This window comes from Rathayibacter oskolensis (genome assembly GCF_900177245.1).
Taxonomy (GTDB): Bacteria; Actinomycetota; Actinomycetes; order Actinomycetales; family Microbacteriaceae; genus Rathayibacter; species Rathayibacter oskolensis.
This window is the reverse complement of record NZ_FXBM01000002.1, coordinates 903,862-920,146: the sequence shown is the minus strand read 5'-3', so window position 1 is coordinate 920,146 and position 16,285 is coordinate 903,862. Positions and strand designations below refer to the sequence as shown.

Sequence of the window (16,285 nt, the reverse complement as noted above, 5' to 3'; positions counted from 1 at the left end):
GCGTCCGGCCCCGTACCGCTCGACGGCACGACGACGCCGGAGGGCGGCGGAGCGGGATCTCGCTCTCGCGTACATCCCGCTCCGCGGCACCTCCGGCGTCGTCGGAGACCTCAACGACCGCGACCATGATCCCTCGGGGATCGGGTCGTCAGGCCGGGCTCAGCGCCCCAGGCCCCGGTACTCCCAGCCCGCGGCGCGCCAGGCGGCCGGATCGAGGCAGTTGCGTCCGTCGACGATGAAGCGGTTCGAGACCGCGGCGGCCGCCGCGGCCGGGTCGAGCGAGCGGAACTGCTTCCACTCCGTCACGACCACGACCGCATCGGCACCGCTGAGCGCCTCGTCGACGTCGGAGGTGTAGGAGATGTCGGGGTACTTGCGCTTCGCGTTCTCGATCGCCTCGGGATCGGTCGCGACGACGTTCGCGCCGAGATCGTGGAACCGCGCGGCGACGTCGAGCGACGGGGAGTCGCGGATGTCGTCCGACTCCGGCTTGAAGGCCAGACCGAGCACCGCGATCTTCTTGCCCGAGACCGAACCGCCGAGCCCCTCGACCACGAGGTCGATGACGCGCTGGCGGCGGCGCAGGTTGATCGCGTCGACCTCCTTGAGGAAGGCGACCGAGTCGCCGACGCCGAGCTCGTCGGCGCGAGCCGAGAACGCGCGGATATCCTTCGGCAGGCAGCCGCCCCCGAAGCCGATGCCGGCGTTGAGGAAGCGGCGGCCGATGCGCGCGTCGTAGCCGATCGCGTCGGCGAGCTGCGTGACGTCGGCTCCGGTGACCTCCGCGATCTCGGCGATCGCGTTGATGAACGAGATCTTGGTCGCGAGGAACGCGTTGGCGGAGACCTTGACGAGCTCGGCGGTCGCGTAGTCGGTCACGACGAGCGGAGTGTCGGCGGCGAGGGCCGTCGCGTACACCGCGTCGAGGGTGGCCTTGGCGGACTCCCCCGCCTCACCGGCAGGCACGCCGTAGACGAGGCGATCGGGGCTGATCGTGTCCTGCACGGCGAAACCCTCGCGGAGGAACTCCGGGTTCCAGGCGAGGGTCGCACCGGTCGAGGCGACCTTCTCGGCCAGCCGCGCCGCCGTGCCGACCGGGACGGTCGACTTGCCGACCACGAGCGAGTCGGCGGTGAGGAAGGGCAGGAGTCCGTCGATCGCGGCATCGACGAAGCGCATGTCGGCGGCGTTCTCGCCCGCCTTCTGAGGTGTTCCGACCGCAACGAAGTGCACCTCGGCATCGGCCGCGTCGGCTGCGTCGGTCGAGAACCGCAGGCGTCCCGAGGCGACGCCCGAGGACAGCAGCTCGGGAAGGCCGGGCTCGAAGAAGGGGGCCGAACCGGCGGCCAGCGCGTCGATCTTCGCCTGGTCCACGTCGATCCCGATCACGTCGTGGCCGAGCTCGGCCATCGCGGCAGCGTGGACGGCTCCGAGGTAGCCGCATCCGATGACAGAAAGCTTCACAGTGTCTCTCCGAACTTCACAGTCTCTCCGAACTTCACAGGGTTTCTCCGAATCGTGGGCGTGAGGGTGTCGCGACGGTAAGGGGAGGTGGCAGGGGCGAGTGATCGCTCCGAACCGAGCGCGCCCTCATCGCCGCGCCAATGCTCTCAGATCCCGCGACACGCTGGAGACGGCCGTGGAGATCTCCTCCGCGACTCTCGCGTGAGTGGCCTCGCTGCGGCCGATCGGGTCGTCGATGTCGTCGCCCCGTTCCGCGCCGGGTGCCCGGCCGCGGTTGGCGGCTGCGAGCCGGACGACCGCACGCAGGCGCGCTGCGGGATCCTCGACGGCGGGGACGGGAACCTCCGCGATCACGAACGGCAGCACGCGCGCGAACTCGAGCAGGGTGAAGCCGCGGAGCAGGATCGACGGGAACCGGCGAGCGGCGTCGACGAGGTGGTCACGGGTCATGGTGAGCATGACGTCGGCCTCCCCGACGGCCTCCTCTGTCAGGCGGGCGCTCGTGTGCCCCGACGGGTCGCCTCCGTACTGGGCGGAGAACCGGGCGGATGTCGGGTCCATCGGATACCCGTCGCGGGTCTCGACGCCGGCGCTGCGGAACGCGAACAGCGGTCCGCCCCTGGGCGACTCCGCGTCGCCGAGCGAGGCACGGAGCAGCTGCTCGGCCAGGGGTGACCGGCAGATGTTCCCGGTGCACACGCACAGCACCGAGAACACGGGAGCATCGGAGCGGAGGACCGGCTCGGACGGTCGCCGACCACGACGGGAGCGACGCGACCCGTCGTCTCCGAGGAACGTCATCGTCCGCCGATCACACGGCGCTCGGAGTCGGCTCGGCCGCCGGCTCCGGCCGAGCGCCCGAGCGCTCGGAGCCGTAGTAGCTCGTGTAGTAGTAGCCGTAGCCGCGACCGACCTGACCGCGCGGCGGAACGCGGTTGAGGATGACCCCGAGGGTGTGGCCGCTGACCCGCTCGAGGTTCTGGATCGCCTTCGCCAGCTCGTCCGTGGTCGTCTTGCCCGCCGAGATGACGACGAGCGCGCCGTCGGTGCGGGCGGTCAGGATCGCGCCGTCGGTGACCGGCAGGAGCGGCGGCGCGTCGACGATCACGATGGCCTCGCGGGCGATCTCGTGCAGGAGGATGTCCATCCCGTTGGAGCCCAGCAGCTCGCTCGGGTTCGGCGGGATCGAGCCCGCGCCGAGGATCCAGAGGTTGCCCGACGGACCCCACGGCTGGAGGACGTCCTGCAGCTCGGCCTTGCCGATGAGGAGATCGGTGAGGCCGACGCCCGGCACGAGGCCGAAGGACTTCGCCACGGTGGGCTTGCGGAGGTCGCCGTCGACGACGACCGTGCGCTGACCGGAGGCGGCGAGCGTCACCGCGAGGTTGGCGGTCACGGTGGACTTGCCGTCGGAGGGCAGCGGGCTGGTCACGACGATGATGCGCGGCGGGCTGTCGACGTTCATGAACTGCAGGTTCGTCCGCAGCTCGCGCAGCGCCTCGGCGAGCGCGTGCTTGCCGTCGGACTTCACGTAGTCGGTGGTGTCCGCCTCGGGGACGATGCGGTTGGTCTCGCTGAGCCGCTTGTCGACGGGCAGCGTGCCGACGACGGGCAGGTCGAACAGGCGCTCGACCATCTCGGCCGTGCGGATGCGGCGGTCGAGCGTGTTGCGCACGAAGGCGTAGACCAGCCCGAGCACCAGGCCGACGAGCGCGCCGACGGCGAGGACGAGTCGAAGGTTCGGGTAGGCGGGTGAGCTCGGGAGGGACGCTGCCTGGACGACGGAGAGGCTGACGGTGTCGCCGACCCCGGTCTCGGCGTTGACCTGCTGGATGCGCGTGGCGATCGCCGACACCCACGCGTCGGCGAGCTTCTGCGCGCCCTCGGCCGTCGACGCACTCGCGGTGACCTTCATCACGGGTGCGTCCGTCTCGGCCTGCACGGTGATGGCCCCGATGAGGGTCGACGCGCTGACGTCGAGGCCGAGGTTCTCGATGGCGATCTGAGCCACGTCGCGCGACGTGGCGATCGGAAGATAGGTCTTCAGCGCAGAGTTCGCGACGGTCGTTGCGATCTGCTGCTGGTAGACGGCCTGGCTCTGCTCGGAGTCCGCGAGGGCGACCGAGACGATCCCCTGCGAGTCGGCGACGTAGCGCGGCTTCTGGGTCAGGGACCAGCCGAAGGCGACGAGGGTGCCGAGGAGGATCGCAGCGACGATCGCCAGCCAGTGATCGCGGAGAAGCCGGAGGACGTCTCTAAGTTCCACAGTGTCAGGTTCCTTCACTGGTTCGGATCGGTGCTCGGACGTCGTAGACGGATAGCTCTGGAATTGTTGCACAGGCGTGTATCGGGGCTGTTTCCCGGCACATCACGCGTGCACCCCGTCGGGGGTGGTCGACGATGCAGGCGCCCTCGCGATCACTCCGAGGCCCGCGAGCTCCGAGAGTGCCGCGGTGACCGCCTCCCGAGGGTCGACCCCCGCCGGCGGCCGACCGACCTCGGCGAGGACGGCCCCGATGAGGGCGTCGGTCGAGATCCCGTGTCCGACGAGGCGCCAGATGACGGGGCCGATGCCCGACAGGCGCACGAGGCGGTTCTCGCAGAACACCACGATCTCGCCTCCCGGGAGGAGGATCGCGTCGTCGGCGGGCGCGCGCAGGACGTCCTCCCCCGCCGCCGCGCCGGTCGGATCGAGATCCAGCGCCACGACCTCGCCCCAGGCGGGTGGCGCACCGGCCCCCGCCGCGGTGAACGCGCTCTCGACGAGGTCGACGACTCCCGCCGACTCCGAGTAGACGAGGCGCGAGACGCCGCCGAGCCCGCGCAGCGTCGCCACGAGGCCGGAGATCGGCCGGGGCCTCGCCGAGAGGTAGGACGTCTGCGGGACGAGCAGGTCGATCGCCTCGACGGGCTCCACCGCCTCGAGGTAGGGCTGCGCGATGTGCTCGCGTCGGTCGAGCAGGACGACTCCGGCGAGGGTGAGCGGAGCGTCCGGAAGGGGGCGCAGGCCGATCGACATCGGGGCGAGCTGCGCCTTCGGAGCCGAGCCGGTCAGCGGCTTCACCGAGAGAGGCTTGGGATAGGGGAGCACGCGCCCGTCGTGCGCGACGCCGACCGTCTCGTCGGTGACGTAGCCGAAGCGGGTGCCGAGCGCGCGGGCGATGGTCGTCTTGCCGGTCCCGGAGGCGGCCACGAAGGCGAGGACCCGGCCGTCGTCGGCCGCCATCCCGCAGGCGTGGAGCATGAGCAGGTCGTTCCGCCGCTCCCCGATCGCCTCGACCGTCAGAGTGGAGGTGAGCACCTCCTCGAGGTGAGCGACCGACCCGGAGAGCACGCGGAGGCCGGAGGACGCCCGGGCGGCACCGCCCGTGGCGACGTCAGCGACGACGACGCGCGCCTCCGCGTCGGGCGGGACCGCGCACGACGCCCAGCTCGTGCTGATCCGCGACACGTCCTCGTCGTCCAGCCCCGGCCCGAAGTCCACCCGGAACGGGACGTCGAGGACGGAGATCGACATGCTCCGGCGCGAGGACACGTGGTTCCCGCCGGTCAATACGCGCCGTCCCGCGCCAGCACGGCGCGTGCCGTCTTGAAGAGGATGATCAGGTCGCCGGTCATCGACCAGTTCTCGACGTAGTAGAGGTCGAGTCGAACCGTGTCCTCCCAGGAGAGGTTCGAGCGGCCGCTCACCTGCCAGAGCCCGGTGATGCCCGGCTTCATCAGGAAGCGCCGGTGGACGTGCTCCTCGTACTGCTCGACCTCGCGCGCGAGCGGGGGCCGCGGACCGATGAGCGACATGTCGCCGCGGAAGACGTTGAGGAACTGGGGCAGCTCGTCGAGGCTGAAGCGGCGCAGGACCGTGCCGACCTTCGTGACCCGCGGATCCTTGGCCATCTTGAAGAGGATGGTGTTGCCCTCGTCGCGCTGCTGCGCCGCGAGTTCGGCGAGCCGCGCCTCCGCGTCGACGACCATCGAGCGGAACTTGAGCATCTCGAAGGTCGCGCCGTTCAGCCCGATGCGCTCCTGACGGAAGAGGATCGGCCCGGGACTGGTCGCCTTCACCAGCACGGCGACCACGACGAGGACCGGCGCGCTCAGGATGATCAGCATCGTGGAGGCCGCGATGTCGAACAGGCGCTTGGCGAACCGCTGACGCCCGTCGAAGCGGGGGGGTCTCGACGTGGATCAGCGGAAGGCCGGCCACCGGCCGGGTGTGGATGCGGGGGCCGCCGATGTCGGTGAGGCTCGGAGCCACGACGAGGTGCTCCCGGCCCGGCTCCAGGGTCCAGCTCAGCTCGCGGATCCGCTGGGGCGCGAGCTCGTCCGAGCTGGTGACGACGACGGTGTCGGCACCGGTCGCGTCCATGACGGCCCGGACGCCGTCGATCCCGGTGAACTCGTGCAGGGCGAGGCCCGCCAGCTCCTCATCGGAGCGGAGTCCGTCGGCTCCACCGGGCGATGTGGACACCGCGCCGACGAGCTTGTAGCCGGCCTCGGTGCCGCGCCGCAGCTCGCGCGCCGTGTGCAGCACGCTCGCGCGCGAGCCGAGGAGGACCACCTGGCTCGCGAAGCGGCCGTCCCTCCGCTGGCGGGTGAGCCACGAGCGCCAGCAGAGCCGGCCGACGCAGATCAGGAGGATGCCCGCCGGGAACGCGGTGATGATGTAGCCGCGCGCCAGGAGGATCTGCAGCAGGTAGGCGATGATCGCGACGATCCCGAAGAGCCAGATCGAGCCGTCGACGATGCGGCGGTACTCGACGTAGCCCGTGCCGACGATCCGGCGGTCGCGGGTGTCGAAGACCTGCAGGGCGAGGAGCCAGGCGGCCGACAGCACGACCGAGACCCAGGTGTAGTTGATCGCGATGTCGACGGGGTTGTTGAAGCCGACGTCGGAGTTGAGATCGAGGTCGAACCAGACGAGCTGGGTGCCGAACACGGAGACGAGGATGGCGACGACGTCGGTGACGAGGAGTCGGCGGCGGTAGTCCTGCTCCCACGACGCTCGGCGCTTCGGCGTGATCCCCTGCGCCGTCATCGATCCCCCTTGCCTCTCCTGTTGCGCGGACCTCTCCTGCTGCTGCGAAAGGCGTACTTCCGTCTCCGGTGATGTCACGCCCGCAAGGCTACCCACATCCTCGTTTCGGGTGGGTGTCGCGACGTCGACGAATCCTCACGGAGTCATCCTCGCAGGCGTCCCCTGCTCTCCTGCAGGTAGCAGGATCCGCAGAGGGACTCGTAGGTCACCTCCGCACCGTCGATGGCGACCTGGTCGCCGTCGAACACGAACCGGCCGTCGACGACCCGGCCGTTGAAGATCGCCTTGCGGCCGCATCGGCAGATCGTCTTGAGCTCCTCCAGGCTGTGGGCGATCTCGAGGAGCCGCCTGCTTCCGGGGAAAGCGGCCGTCCTGAAGTCGGTCCGGATGCCGTAGGCGAGGACCGGCACGTTCTCGAGGATGGCGATGCGCAGGAGATCGTCGACGTGCGCCTCCGGGAGGAACTGCGCCTCGTCGACGAGCAGGGCGCTCACGTCGCGCGCCGATTCGGCGAGCACCCGAGCTCGCGCCGCCGAGAACACCGCCACCGGATCCTCCTCCGGGTGGAAGAGGATGTCCACCGGACGGGTCACGCCGAGCCGCGACACGATCAGCGCGTCGCCCTTCGTGTCGACCGCCGGCTTCGCGAGCAGGACGCGGTGTCCGCGCTCCTCGTAGTTGTGCGCGGCCTGGAGCAGCGAGGTGCTCTTGCCGCTGTTCATCGCTCCGTACCGGAAGTACAGCTTGGCCATCAGGTCTCCTCAGGGCTCGGGCGGCGGGTCCCCCGCCGGGTGCCGCGACCCGTCGTCACTCGAGGTACCCGTCCTCGGCGGCTCGACGGATGAGCTCGGCACGCCGACTCGCGGGACGACCGACCTTCGCGTACTTCTGGCGCACGCGCCGCAGATACGTCTTCGCCGTCTCGAACTGCACGTTCATCTTGGCCGCCACCTCGGGGGTGCTCGAGCCGGAGACGTAGAGGCGCAGCGCCTCGAGCTCCCCCGCGCTCAGACGCGGGCGCTGCTGGGCGGCGACACCGATCGGCAGTGGTCGCCACTGCGTGGCCGACCCCGCGTTCGAGCGCATCTCCATCGCCGAGCGCGCGCTCTCCATCACGTCCTGCATCGGGCGCGACTTCGTCAGGTGACGCGCCGCTCCGGCACGGAGGCAGCGCTCGCGGACCTCGTCGTCGTCGCGCTCGGAGAGGACGATGACGGTCGCGCCCGCGGCCCGGCAGGTGCGGATCCGCGCCTCGATCGAGATCGGCTCGCGGAGCTCGAAGTCCATGATCACGAGCTGGGTGGGGAAGACGGTGCTCGTGACGAGCTCCATCCAGGTGCCGGCGCTGACGACCAGCTCGAAGTCGGGCGCGTTGGCCGCGATCCAGCTGCTCATGCTGTCGAGCAGCAGCTCGTGATCGTCGAGGATCCCGAGGCGGACCGGTCGGACCGCTTCATCGTCGCTCCGAGTGGAGGAGCCGGACGAGGGCTCACCGGAGCGGGTGACCATGCGTCGATCCTAACCGCGCCGGAGGCGCCGGGAGCGCCGTCAGAAGAGCGTGGGCTGTCCGACGCCCGGCAGCATCGCCGCCCCCTGAGGTCCGAGCTCCCCGGCGAGGAGTCCGTCCTGCTCGAGCGCGCGCCTCTCGCCGCCCAGCGTCCGGAGCGTGCCGAGCGAGTTCAGCGCGGACGACCGGACCGATCCGGTCGCGGGATCCTCCTCGCCCCGGGCGAGCCCGTGATCGCGCATCAGCGGGCGGATCCGGTCCGACAGCCACCGGCGGTACTCGAGCGGCGCGTACGCGGAACGGCCGGGATAGAGGGAGCGGTAGCGGTCGAGGAGCTCGGGATGCTCCTGCGCGAGCCACTGCAGGAACCACTCCTTGACCCCGGGCTTGAGATAGAGGGCCGAGTACATGACGGTGCTCGCCCCCGCCTCCCGGCAGGCGCGCAGAGACGCATCGAGGTGGGCCCGAGTGTCGGTGAGGAACGGCAGGATCGGCATCAGGAACACCGAGCACTCGAAGCCCGCCTCGCGTGCGGCCGTCACCGTGGCCAGCCGAGCCGCCGCGGTCGGTGCGCCGGGCTCGACCGACCGCTGCAGATCCTCGTCGTAGACCGCGATCGACACCCCGAGGTCGACGGGGACGTGCTCGGCCGCCTCCCTCAGCAGCGGCAGATCGCGCCGGAGGAGGGACCCCTTCGTCAGGATCGAGAGCGGCGTCCCGGACGCGGCGAGAGCGGCGATGATGCTGGGCATGAGCCGGTAGCGCCCCTCCGCCCGCTGGTAGGGATCGGTGTTCGTCCCGAGGGCGACGGGATGGCGACCCCAGCTCGGCCGGGCGAGCTCGCGGCTGAGGACCTCGGCCACGTTGACCTTGACGACGATCTGCGAGTCGAAGTCGCGGCCGCCGTCGAACTCGAGGTACTCGTGCGTCGGCCGCGCGAAGCAGTAGGTGCAGGCGTGCGTGCAGCCCCGCATCGGATTGATGGTCCACCCGAACGGCATCTTCGACGATCCGTGCACGCGGTTGAGGGCCGACTTGGCGAGCACCTCGTAGAAGGTGATCCCGTCGAACTCGGGGGTGCGGACCGTTCTGACCAGATCGGTCAGCTTCACCAGCCCGGGGAGCGCGGCCGAGTCGTCCGCTCCGATCGCCTGTCCACTCCACCGCATGGAGCCATTAGAACATACGTTCGAACGCAGCGCCTCCCGATGGGCGGGATTCAGACGGAGGCGCTGAGCGCGAGGACCTCCGAGGTGGCGCTGACCGTCCGCTCCGCGACGTCCGGCGCGTCGTTGAGGGTGGAGCCGTAGCTCGGCACGAGTGAGCGGATCCGCGGCTCCCAGGCCTTCATCCGGTCGGGGAAGCAGCGCTTGACGATGTCGAGCATGATCGGCACGGCGGTGGACGCCCCGGGCGAGGCCCCGAGGAGACCCGCGATGGAGCCGTCGGCGCCGGTGATGACCTCGGTGCCGAACTGGAGGACGCCGCCCTTCTTCTCGTCCTTCTTCATCACCTGCACGCGCTGACCCGCGGTGATCAGGTACCAGTCCTCGGAGCGGGCGGTCGGCAGGAACTCGCGGAGCGCCTTCAGCTTCTTCGAGCGGCCGGCCAGCACCTCGCCGAGGAGGTACTTCATCAGATCGAGGTTGTCGCGGGCGACGGCCAGCATCGGGCCGATGTTGTGCGGCCGGATCGAGAGCGGCAGGTCGAGCCACGAGCCGCGCTTGAGGAACTTGGGCGTGAAGCCCGCGTAGGGGCCGAAGAGGAGGGACGCCTGGCCGTCGACCACGCGGGTGTCGAGGTGGGGCACCGACATCGGAGGAGCACCGACGGCCGCCTTGCCGTAGACCTTCGCCTGGTGCTTCGCCACCAGCTCGGGGTTGTCGGTGCGGAGGAACTGCCCCGAGATGGGGAAGCCTCCGAAGCCCTTGATCTCGGGGATGCCCGACTTCTGCAGGAGGTGCAGTGCACCGCCGCCCGCGCCGACGAAGACGAAGCGCGCGGTGATCCGCTTCGGCGTGCCTCCGACGACCTGCTTCAGGTCGAGACGCCAGGTGCCGTCCTTCTGACGCGTCACGTTCGTGACCTCGTGGCCGGTGTCGAGGGTGCCCCCGTGCGCCACGACGTGGTCGAAGAGCTGGTGGGTCAGTGCGCCGAAGTCGACGTCCGTCCCGGCCGGGATGCGCGTCGCCGCGTAGGGGCCTCCGCCGGCGGGGCGCTGCTCCATGAGCAGCGGCGCCCACTCGTGGATGGTCTTGATGCTCTGGGTGAACTCCATGCCGGCGAAGAGGGGCTGGTCCTTCAGCGCCTCGTAGCGCTTGCGCAGGTACTCGACGTTGGCCTCGCCGTGCACGAACGTCATGTGCGGGGCCGGATTGATGAAGCTCGAGGGCTCGCGGATGTCGCCCGCCTCGACGAGGCTCGACCAGAACTGCCGCGAGATCTGGAACTGCTCGTTGATCTGGATCGCCTTGGCCGGATCGACCGAGCCGTCGGCCGCCTCCGGCATGTAGTTGAGCTCGCACAGTGCCGCGTGACCGGTGCCCGCGTTGTTCCACGGGTTCGACGACTCCTGCGCGACGTCGCCGAGGCGCTCGTAGGCCGCGATGGTCCAATCGGGCTGGAGCTTGGTGAGGAGGGCACCGAGCGTGGCGCTCATGATCCCGCCTCCGATGAGGGCGACGTCGACCGGTTCCGAGGAGTTCACGAGAGTCGAGTTTACCGTCGCGACGTCCCGTGGATGCGGGTCAGGGCGCCGCTCCCCCATCAAATTCGCGGTTTTTCCCGGGCTGTGCCCGCACCGCCGGTCAGGCGACGGGCTCGCGCGCGGCGATGAGCTCGGCGATCTGCACGGCGTTCAGCGCGGCTCCCTTGCGGAGGTTGTCGTTGCTGATGAAGAGGGCGAGACCGCGGCCGCGCGGGGCTCCCTCGTCGGCCCGGATCCGGCCGACGTAGCTGGGGTCGCTCCCCGCCGCCTCGAGCGGCGTCGGGACCTCGCGGAGCACCACGCCGGGAGCATCGGCGAGCAGCTCCCGCGCGCGGTCGGGGCTGAGAGCGGAGGCGAACTCGGCGTTGATCGACAGCGAGTGGCCGGTGAAGACGGGGACGCGTACGCAGGTGCCCGACACCAGGAGCTCGGGCAGACCGAGGATCTTCCGGCTCTCGTTGCGGAGCTTCTTCTCCTCGTCGGTCTCGTTCGAGCCGTCCTCGACCAGGTTGCCGGCGAAAGGGATCACGTCGAAGGCGATCGGTGCGACGTACTTCTCGGGAGCGGGGAACGTCACCGCGGAGCCGTCGTGCACGAGGTCGAGGAGGTGCTCGTCGGCCACGGCCGCGACGACCTGCTGCGCGAGCTCGTTCGCTCCGGCGAGCCCGCTGCCCGACACGGCCTGATAGGTGCTGACGATGAGCCTCGTGAGACCGGCCTCGGTGTCGAGCACCTTGAGGACCGGCATGGCGGCCATCGTGGTGCAGTTCGGGTTGGCGATGATGCCCTTGACGGCCTCGTCGATCGCCTCCGGGTTGACCTCGCTGACGACCAGCGGGACCTCCGGGTCCATCCGCCAGGCGCTCGAGTTGTCGATGACCGTCACGCCGGCGGCGGCGAAGCGCGGGGCCTGCGCGCGCGAACCGGTCGCCCCGGCAGAGAACAGGGCGATGTCCAGCCCTGAGGGATCGGCCGTCTCGACGTCCTCGACCACGACGTCCTCGCCGCGGAACGGCAGCGTCGTGCCGGCCGAGCGGGCGGTGGCGAAGAAGCGGATCGACGCGAGAGGGAACTCGCGCTCCTCGAGGAGGCGGCGCATCACCGTGCCGACCTGACCGGTCGCGCCGACGACGCCCACGTGGAGGGGGGTGCTGCTCATGCTCTGCTCTTTCGTCCGTGCGGCGCGATGGCCGCTCTCACAGGAGAAGGTACCGGGGCCGCTCGCGGCACCCGGTCGGTCGTCCGGCGATCGGCAGGATCGCGCGGGAGGCTGTCTCTCAGCGGCCGGTGCCGGCGTAGACGACCGCGTCGTCGTCGCCGTCGAGTCCGAAGGCCGTGTGCACGACGCGCAGCGCCTCGTCGACGGTGTCGGCGCGGGTGACGACCGAGATGCGGATCTCGCTGGTGGAGATCATCTCGATGTTGATCCCCGCCTCGAACAGCGAGCGGAAGAGCTTCGCCGAGACTCCGGCGTTGGTGCGCATTCCGGCGCCGACGAGCGCGAGCTTGGCGATCTGGTCGTCGTACTGCAGCGACTCGAAGCCGACCTCCTCCTTCTCGGCGTTGAGCGCCATGAGGACCGTCTGGCCGTCGGCCTTGGGGAGGGTGAACGAGATGTCGGTGCGCCCGGTGGCCGCGGCCGAGACGTTCTGCACGATCATGTCGATGTTCGAACCGGTCTTGGCGACGATCGTGAAGATCTGGGCCGCCTTGCCGGGGATGTCGGGGACGCCGACGACCGTGATCTTGGCCTCGTTCAGGTCGGCGGCGACTCCGGCGATGATCGGCTCTTCCACGGTCTGTCCATTCTCGTGCGTGTCGGTGGCGGCGTTGTAGACGATGGTGCCCTCGTTGGGGCTGAAGGAGGAGCGCACGTGGAGCGTGACACCGTGGCGCCTCGCGAACTCGACCGCCCGGATGTGCAGGACCTTCGCGCCCGCGGCCGCGAGCTCGAGCATCTCCTCGCTCGAGATGCGGTCGAGCTTGCGCGCCCGCTTCACCACGCGGGGATCGGCGGTGAAGACGCCGTCGACGTCGGTGTAGATCTCGCAGGTGTCGGCCCCGAGGCCCGCCGCCAGGGCGACGGCGGTCGTGTCGGACCCGCCACGCCCGAGGGTGGTGATGTCCTTCGTGTCGCGGTTGAAGCCCTGGAACCCGGCGACGATCACGACCGCGTTCTCGTCGAGCGCCTCGCGCAGGCGCACCGGGGTGATGTCGACGATGCGAGCGGCTCCGTGCCGCGCGTCGGTGATCATGCCGGCCTGGCTGCCGGTGAACGACCGCGCCTCGTAGCCCATGCTCTTGATCGCCATCGCCAGCAGCGCCATCGAGATGCGCTCTCCCGAGGAGAGCAGCATGTCGAGCTCGCGGGGTGCGGGGAGGGGGGTGACCTGGTGGGCGAGCTCGAGCAGGTCGTCGGTCGTGTCGCCCATCGCAGAGACGGCGACCACGACGTCGTTGCCGGCCTGCTTCGTCGCGACGATGCGCTTCGCGACCCGCTTGATGCTCTCCGCGTCGGCGACGGAGGATCCGCCGAACTTCTGGACGATCAGGCTCACGCGCTACTCCCGGGTCAGTGGCTGAGGGGCCGTCGCGACCCGACGGACGAGTCTACCGGCGGGCGCATGCGGGACGGGTCATGCGTCGGGACGCCTCCGGTCAGTTCTCGACGAGCCGGCGGCCCTCGAACGCGCGCCCGAGGGTGATCTCGTCGGCGTACTCCAGGTCGCCTCCGACGGGCAGGCCCGAGGCGAGGCGGGTGATGCGGATGCCGAGCGTGCTGAGCATCCGGGAGAGGTAGGTCGCGGTCGCCTCGCCCTCGAGGTTGGGGTCGGTCGCGATGATGACCTCCTGCACCTCCCCGTCGGCGAGCCGCTGGAGGAGCTGGCGGATGCGGAGCTGGTCGGGGCCGATGCCGTCGATCGGGCTGATGGCACCGCCGAGCACGTGGTAGAGACCGCGGAACTCGCGGGTGCGCTCGATGGCGGGCACGTCCTTCGCCTCCTCGACCACGCAGATGACGGCGCGGCTGCGGCGGGGGTCGCGGCAGATGCCGCAGGTCGCCTCCTCGGCGACGTTGCCGCAGATGTCGCAGAAGTGCACCCGGGTGCGCAGCTCGAGGAGGATCTCGGCGAGCCGGGTCACGTCGAACGTCTCGGTCTGCAGGATGTGGAACGCGATGCGCTGGGCCGACTTGGGTCCGATTCCGGGGAGTCGGCCGAGTTCGTCGATCAGCTCCTGGACGATGCCTTCGTACACGCGGTGGCCTCCTCTCGGGAGGGATCGATGGTGCGGGTCATGCGCCGGTCACGCGGGGGCCGCGCGGGACGTGCGGCTGCTCCTCGATGAACTGGGCGCCGAGGATCTCGCGCACGACGGCCTCCCCGTAGCGCTGCCGCCCGTCGGCGGTGGCGGCGCGCGTGGTGCGGGTGGCGGGGCGCTCGACCGGCGGGCGGCGCTCGGGGGCGGGCGCCGCAGCGGGGCGAGCGGGCTCGGGGGCCGCTGCGGGCTCGCCGGGAGGCGCGACGGTCGCCCAGGAGTCGGGCATCGCGGGCTCGACCGGCGGCATGTCCTCCTCGGGCGGCTCCTCGTCGAACGGCGGTGCATCCGCGTCGGCCGGGGCCGGTGCCGGAGCGGCGGGCGCGGTGGGGCGGGCGGGCTCGCGAGCGGTGGCGGGCTCGGGAGCGGCGGAGTCGGCGTCGGCGGGATCGGGAGCGGCGACCGGATCGGCCGGGATGGCGACGGTCGTCCAGCCGTCGGAGCCGGTCGACGCCTCCTGCGACGGCGGCGCCTCGGACGCGGGAGCGGAGGGCGCGGCCTCGACCGCGGCGCGCTCGGCCTCGGGGGCCACGGCCGACGGCTCGACCCGGGCGATGTACTTCACCCGGAGACCGAGCACCTGCTGGATCGCCTGCCTGAGGTACTCGCTGACGCCGGGCTGGCCGGCCGTCCCCGGCATCTTGAACGAGTCGACGTCGTTCTGGCTCGGGAAGGAGAGCGTCAGGACGTCGTCCTTCAGAGCGCGGACCTGAGCGGTGTAGGCGACGAGCCACGCCGTCATCCGCGCCTTCTGCACGACCTCGAGGATCTCGGGCCAGCTGTCCTTCATCCGTTGGAGGGTGACGCCGCCGGCCTCGTCGGCCGCGATCGCCGGAGCGGCGGGGACGGACGGCGCGCTCTCGACGGGCTCGGGGACCTCAGCGGGCTCGGCCGAAGCGGGCTCGGCCGCGGCGGTCGGCGCGGCCGGGGTCCCGGAGCGCGGTGCGGCGGCCGGCGGCTCCGGAGCCGAGGCGGGCGAGGGAGCTCGCGACGGGGCGGGCGCGGGGGCCACCCGGGACTCCGCCGGCTGCTCGGGGGCCCGCGCCTCGGGCCGCGTCTGCTGCCGCGATGCCTCCCGGCTCGGAGCGGACGCGATCGGGGCAGGCGCGACGACCGCTCCGGACGCCTGGACGAGCGTGCGCGCGATCATCAGCTCGAGGTGGAGGCGGGGCGAGGTCGCGCCCGTCATCTCGGTGAGCGCGTCGTTGACGATGTCGGCGACGCGCGACAGCTCGGCCAGGCCGAGGGCGCGCGACTGGCCCGCCATCCGGTCGAGCTCGTCCTGGGAGACGCCGCGCAGGACCGCGGAGGCGGCGCCTCCGGTGGCGGCGACGACGATGAGGTCGCGCAGCCGCTCGAGGAGGTCCTCGACGAAGCGACGGGGATCCTGACCGGTCTGGATGACGCGGTCGACCGCGCCGAACGCCTCGGCCGAGTCGTGCTCGGCGAGCGCGTCGATGACCTCGTCGAGGAGGGCGCCGTGGGTGTACCCCAGCAGGGCGACGGCGCGCTCGTACTCGATGGCCTCGTTCTCGGATCCGGCCATCAGCTGGTCGAGGAGGGAGAGGGTGTCGCGGACGGAGCCGCCGCCGGCGCGCACGACGAGCGGCAGGACGCCCGCCGCGACGCCGACGCCCTCGCGCTCGCAGAGCTCCTGCGTGTAGTCGAGCATCTGAGCCGGGGGCACGAGCCGGAACGGGTAGTGGTGGGTGCGCGAGCGGATGGTGCCGATGACCTTGTCGGGCTCGGTCGTCGCGAAGATGAACTTCACGTGCTCCGGCGGCTCCTCGACGATCTTGAGCAGCGCGTTGAACCCCTGCGGCGTGACCATGTGGGCCTCGTCGAGGATGAAGATCTTGAAGCGATCGCGGGCGGGCGCGAAGATGGCGCGCTCGCGGAGGTCGCGCGCGTCGTCGACTCCGTTGTGGCTCGCCGCGTCGATCTCGACGACGTCGAGCGAGCCCTGACCGTCGCGGCTGAGCTCGACGCAGCTGTCGCAGACGCCGCACGGAGTGTCGGTCGGGCCGGTCGCGCAGTTCAGGCAGCGCGCCAGGATGCGCGCGGACGTGGTCTTGCCGCAGCCGCGCGGACCGCTGAAGAGGTAGGCGTGGTTGACGCGGTTGGTGCGCAGGGCCGTCATGAGCGGATCGGTCACCTGCGACTGGCCGATCATCTCGGCGAACGTCTCGGGCCGGTACCGGCGATACAGGGCTGCTACCACCCGCTAAGAGTAGCCGCGACCTCCGACACCCGA

The 16,285-nt window shown here is 70.9% G+C and carries 14 protein-coding genes; 1 reads left to right on the top strand and 13 read right to left on the bottom strand.

The genetic code is table 11. The annotated features are described in order from the left end of the window. Positions 1–159: 159 nt before the first annotated feature. The 5 genes from B9Y99_RS13340 to B9Y99_RS19275 all read right to left on the bottom strand — a co-directional run bounded on the left by B9Y99_RS13340 (position 160) and on the right by B9Y99_RS19275 (position 5,574). Positions 160–1,464 carry a UDP-glucose dehydrogenase family protein gene (locus B9Y99_RS13340; protein ID WP_085477047.1) on the bottom strand — a complete coding sequence of 435 codons (1,305 nt, stop codon included), beginning with the start codon at positions 1,462–1,464 and terminating at the stop codon, positions 160–162. A gap of 126 nt (positions 1,465–1,590) precedes the next feature. Next, complete coding sequence (locus tag B9Y99_RS13335) at positions 1,591–2,265, bottom strand: arsenate reductase/protein-tyrosine-phosphatase family protein (RefSeq protein ID WP_085477046.1); 675 nt, start codon at positions 2,263–2,265, stop codon at positions 1,591–1,593. A 10-nt stretch (positions 2,266–2,275) separates the two neighbouring features. Beyond that, entirely contained in the window at positions 2,276–3,730 is a 1,455-nt protein-coding gene (locus B9Y99_RS13330; protein ID WP_165759624.1) for a tyrosine-protein kinase domain-containing protein, read from the bottom strand. Between the two features lie 102 nt (positions 3,731–3,832). Further along, entirely contained in the window at positions 3,833–4,981 is a 1,149-nt protein-coding gene (locus B9Y99_RS13325) for a hypothetical protein (protein ID WP_085477044.1), read from the bottom strand. Between the two features lie 32 nt (positions 4,982–5,013). Next, positions 5,014–5,574 carry an exopolysaccharide biosynthesis polyprenyl glycosylphosphotransferase gene (locus B9Y99_RS19275; RefSeq protein ID WP_244274975.1) on the bottom strand — a complete coding sequence of 187 codons (561 nt, stop codon included), beginning with the start codon at positions 5,572–5,574 and terminating at the stop codon, positions 5,014–5,016. A 70-nt stretch (positions 5,575–5,644) separates the two neighbouring features. Here B9Y99_RS19275 and B9Y99_RS19475 point away from each other — a divergent pair, with 70 nt between their 5' ends. Continuing rightward, positions 5,645–6,571: a hypothetical protein gene (locus B9Y99_RS19475; protein WP_425298484.1), complete on the top strand. Its 927-nt coding sequence runs from the start codon at positions 5,645–5,647 to the stop codon at positions 6,569–6,571. A gap of 71 nt (positions 6,572–6,642) precedes the next feature. On the opposite strand, the gene B9Y99_RS13315 is transcribed toward B9Y99_RS19475, so the two are convergent. From B9Y99_RS13315 to B9Y99_RS13280, 8 genes are all read right to left on the bottom strand, one after another. Further along, entirely contained in the window at positions 6,643–7,251 is a 609-nt protein-coding gene (locus B9Y99_RS13315; protein ID WP_085477043.1) for a thymidine kinase, read from the bottom strand. Between the two features lie 55 nt (positions 7,252–7,306). Beyond that, positions 7,307–8,008 carry a helix-turn-helix domain-containing protein gene (locus tag B9Y99_RS13310; protein WP_085477042.1) on the bottom strand — a complete coding sequence of 234 codons (702 nt, stop codon included), beginning with the start codon at positions 8,006–8,008 and terminating at the stop codon, positions 7,307–7,309. Between the two features lie 39 nt (positions 8,009–8,047). Beyond that, positions 8,048–9,175: an Rv2578c family radical SAM protein gene (locus B9Y99_RS13305; RefSeq protein WP_085477041.1), complete on the bottom strand. Its 1,128-nt coding sequence runs from the start codon at positions 9,173–9,175 to the stop codon at positions 8,048–8,050. A 50-nt stretch (positions 9,176–9,225) separates the two neighbouring features. After that, positions 9,226–10,773 carry a malate:quinone oxidoreductase gene (locus B9Y99_RS13300; RefSeq protein WP_085477040.1) on the bottom strand — a complete coding sequence of 516 codons (1,548 nt, stop codon included), beginning with the start codon at positions 10,771–10,773 and terminating at the stop codon, positions 9,226–9,228. A 40-nt stretch (positions 10,774–10,813) separates the two neighbouring features. Continuing rightward, positions 10,814–11,872, bottom strand: coding sequence for an aspartate-semialdehyde dehydrogenase (locus tag B9Y99_RS13295; protein WP_085477039.1), 1,059 nt, complete (start codon positions 11,870–11,872; stop codon positions 10,814–10,816). A 118-nt stretch (positions 11,873–11,990) separates the two neighbouring features. Beyond that, a complete protein-coding gene (locus B9Y99_RS13290; RefSeq protein WP_085477038.1) occupies positions 11,991–13,271 on the bottom strand; it encodes an aspartate kinase in 1,281 nt (426 codons plus the stop codon). Between the two features lie 100 nt (positions 13,272–13,371). After that, complete coding sequence (gene recR / locus B9Y99_RS13285) at positions 13,372–13,971, bottom strand: recombination mediator RecR (protein WP_085477037.1); 600 nt, start codon at positions 13,969–13,971, stop codon at positions 13,372–13,374. Between the two features lie 37 nt (positions 13,972–14,008). Then, complete coding sequence (locus B9Y99_RS13280) at positions 14,009–16,252, bottom strand: DNA polymerase III subunit gamma and tau (RefSeq protein WP_085477036.1); 2,244 nt, start codon at positions 16,250–16,252, stop codon at positions 14,009–14,011. Positions 16,253–16,285 lie beyond the last annotated feature (33 nt).

Bases quoted from the DNA above. Each gene is read 5' to 3' on its own strand.
- B9Y99_RS13335 (WP_085477046.1), bottom strand. From the start codon at position 2,265: ATGACGTTCCTCGGAGACGACGGGTCGCGTCGCTCCCGTCGTGGTCGG.
- B9Y99_RS13310 (WP_085477042.1), bottom strand. From the start codon at position 8,008: ATGGTCACCCGCTCCGGTGAGCCCTCGTCCGGCTCCTCCACTCGGAGC.
- B9Y99_RS13300 (WP_085477040.1), bottom strand. From the start codon at position 10,773: ATGGGGGAGCGGCGCCCTGACCCGCATCCACGGGACGTCGCGACGGTA.
- B9Y99_RS13295 (WP_085477039.1), bottom strand. From the start codon at position 11,872: ATGAGCAGCACCCCCCTCCACGTGGGCGTCGTCGGCGCGACCGGTCAG.
- B9Y99_RS13305 (WP_085477041.1), bottom strand. From the start codon at position 9,175: ATGCGGTGGAGTGGACAGGCGATCGGAGCGGACGACTCGGCCGCGCTC.
- B9Y99_RS13325 (WP_085477044.1), bottom strand. From the start codon at position 4,981: ATGTCGATCTCCGTCCTCGACGTCCCGTTCCGGGTGGACTTCGGGCCG.
- B9Y99_RS13315 (WP_085477043.1), bottom strand. From the start codon at position 7,251: ATGGCCAAGCTGTACTTCCGGTACGGAGCGATGAACAGCGGCAAGAGC.
- B9Y99_RS19275 (WP_244274975.1), bottom strand. From the start codon at position 5,574: ATGCTGATCATCCTGAGCGCGCCGGTCCTCGTCGTGGTCGCCGTGCTG.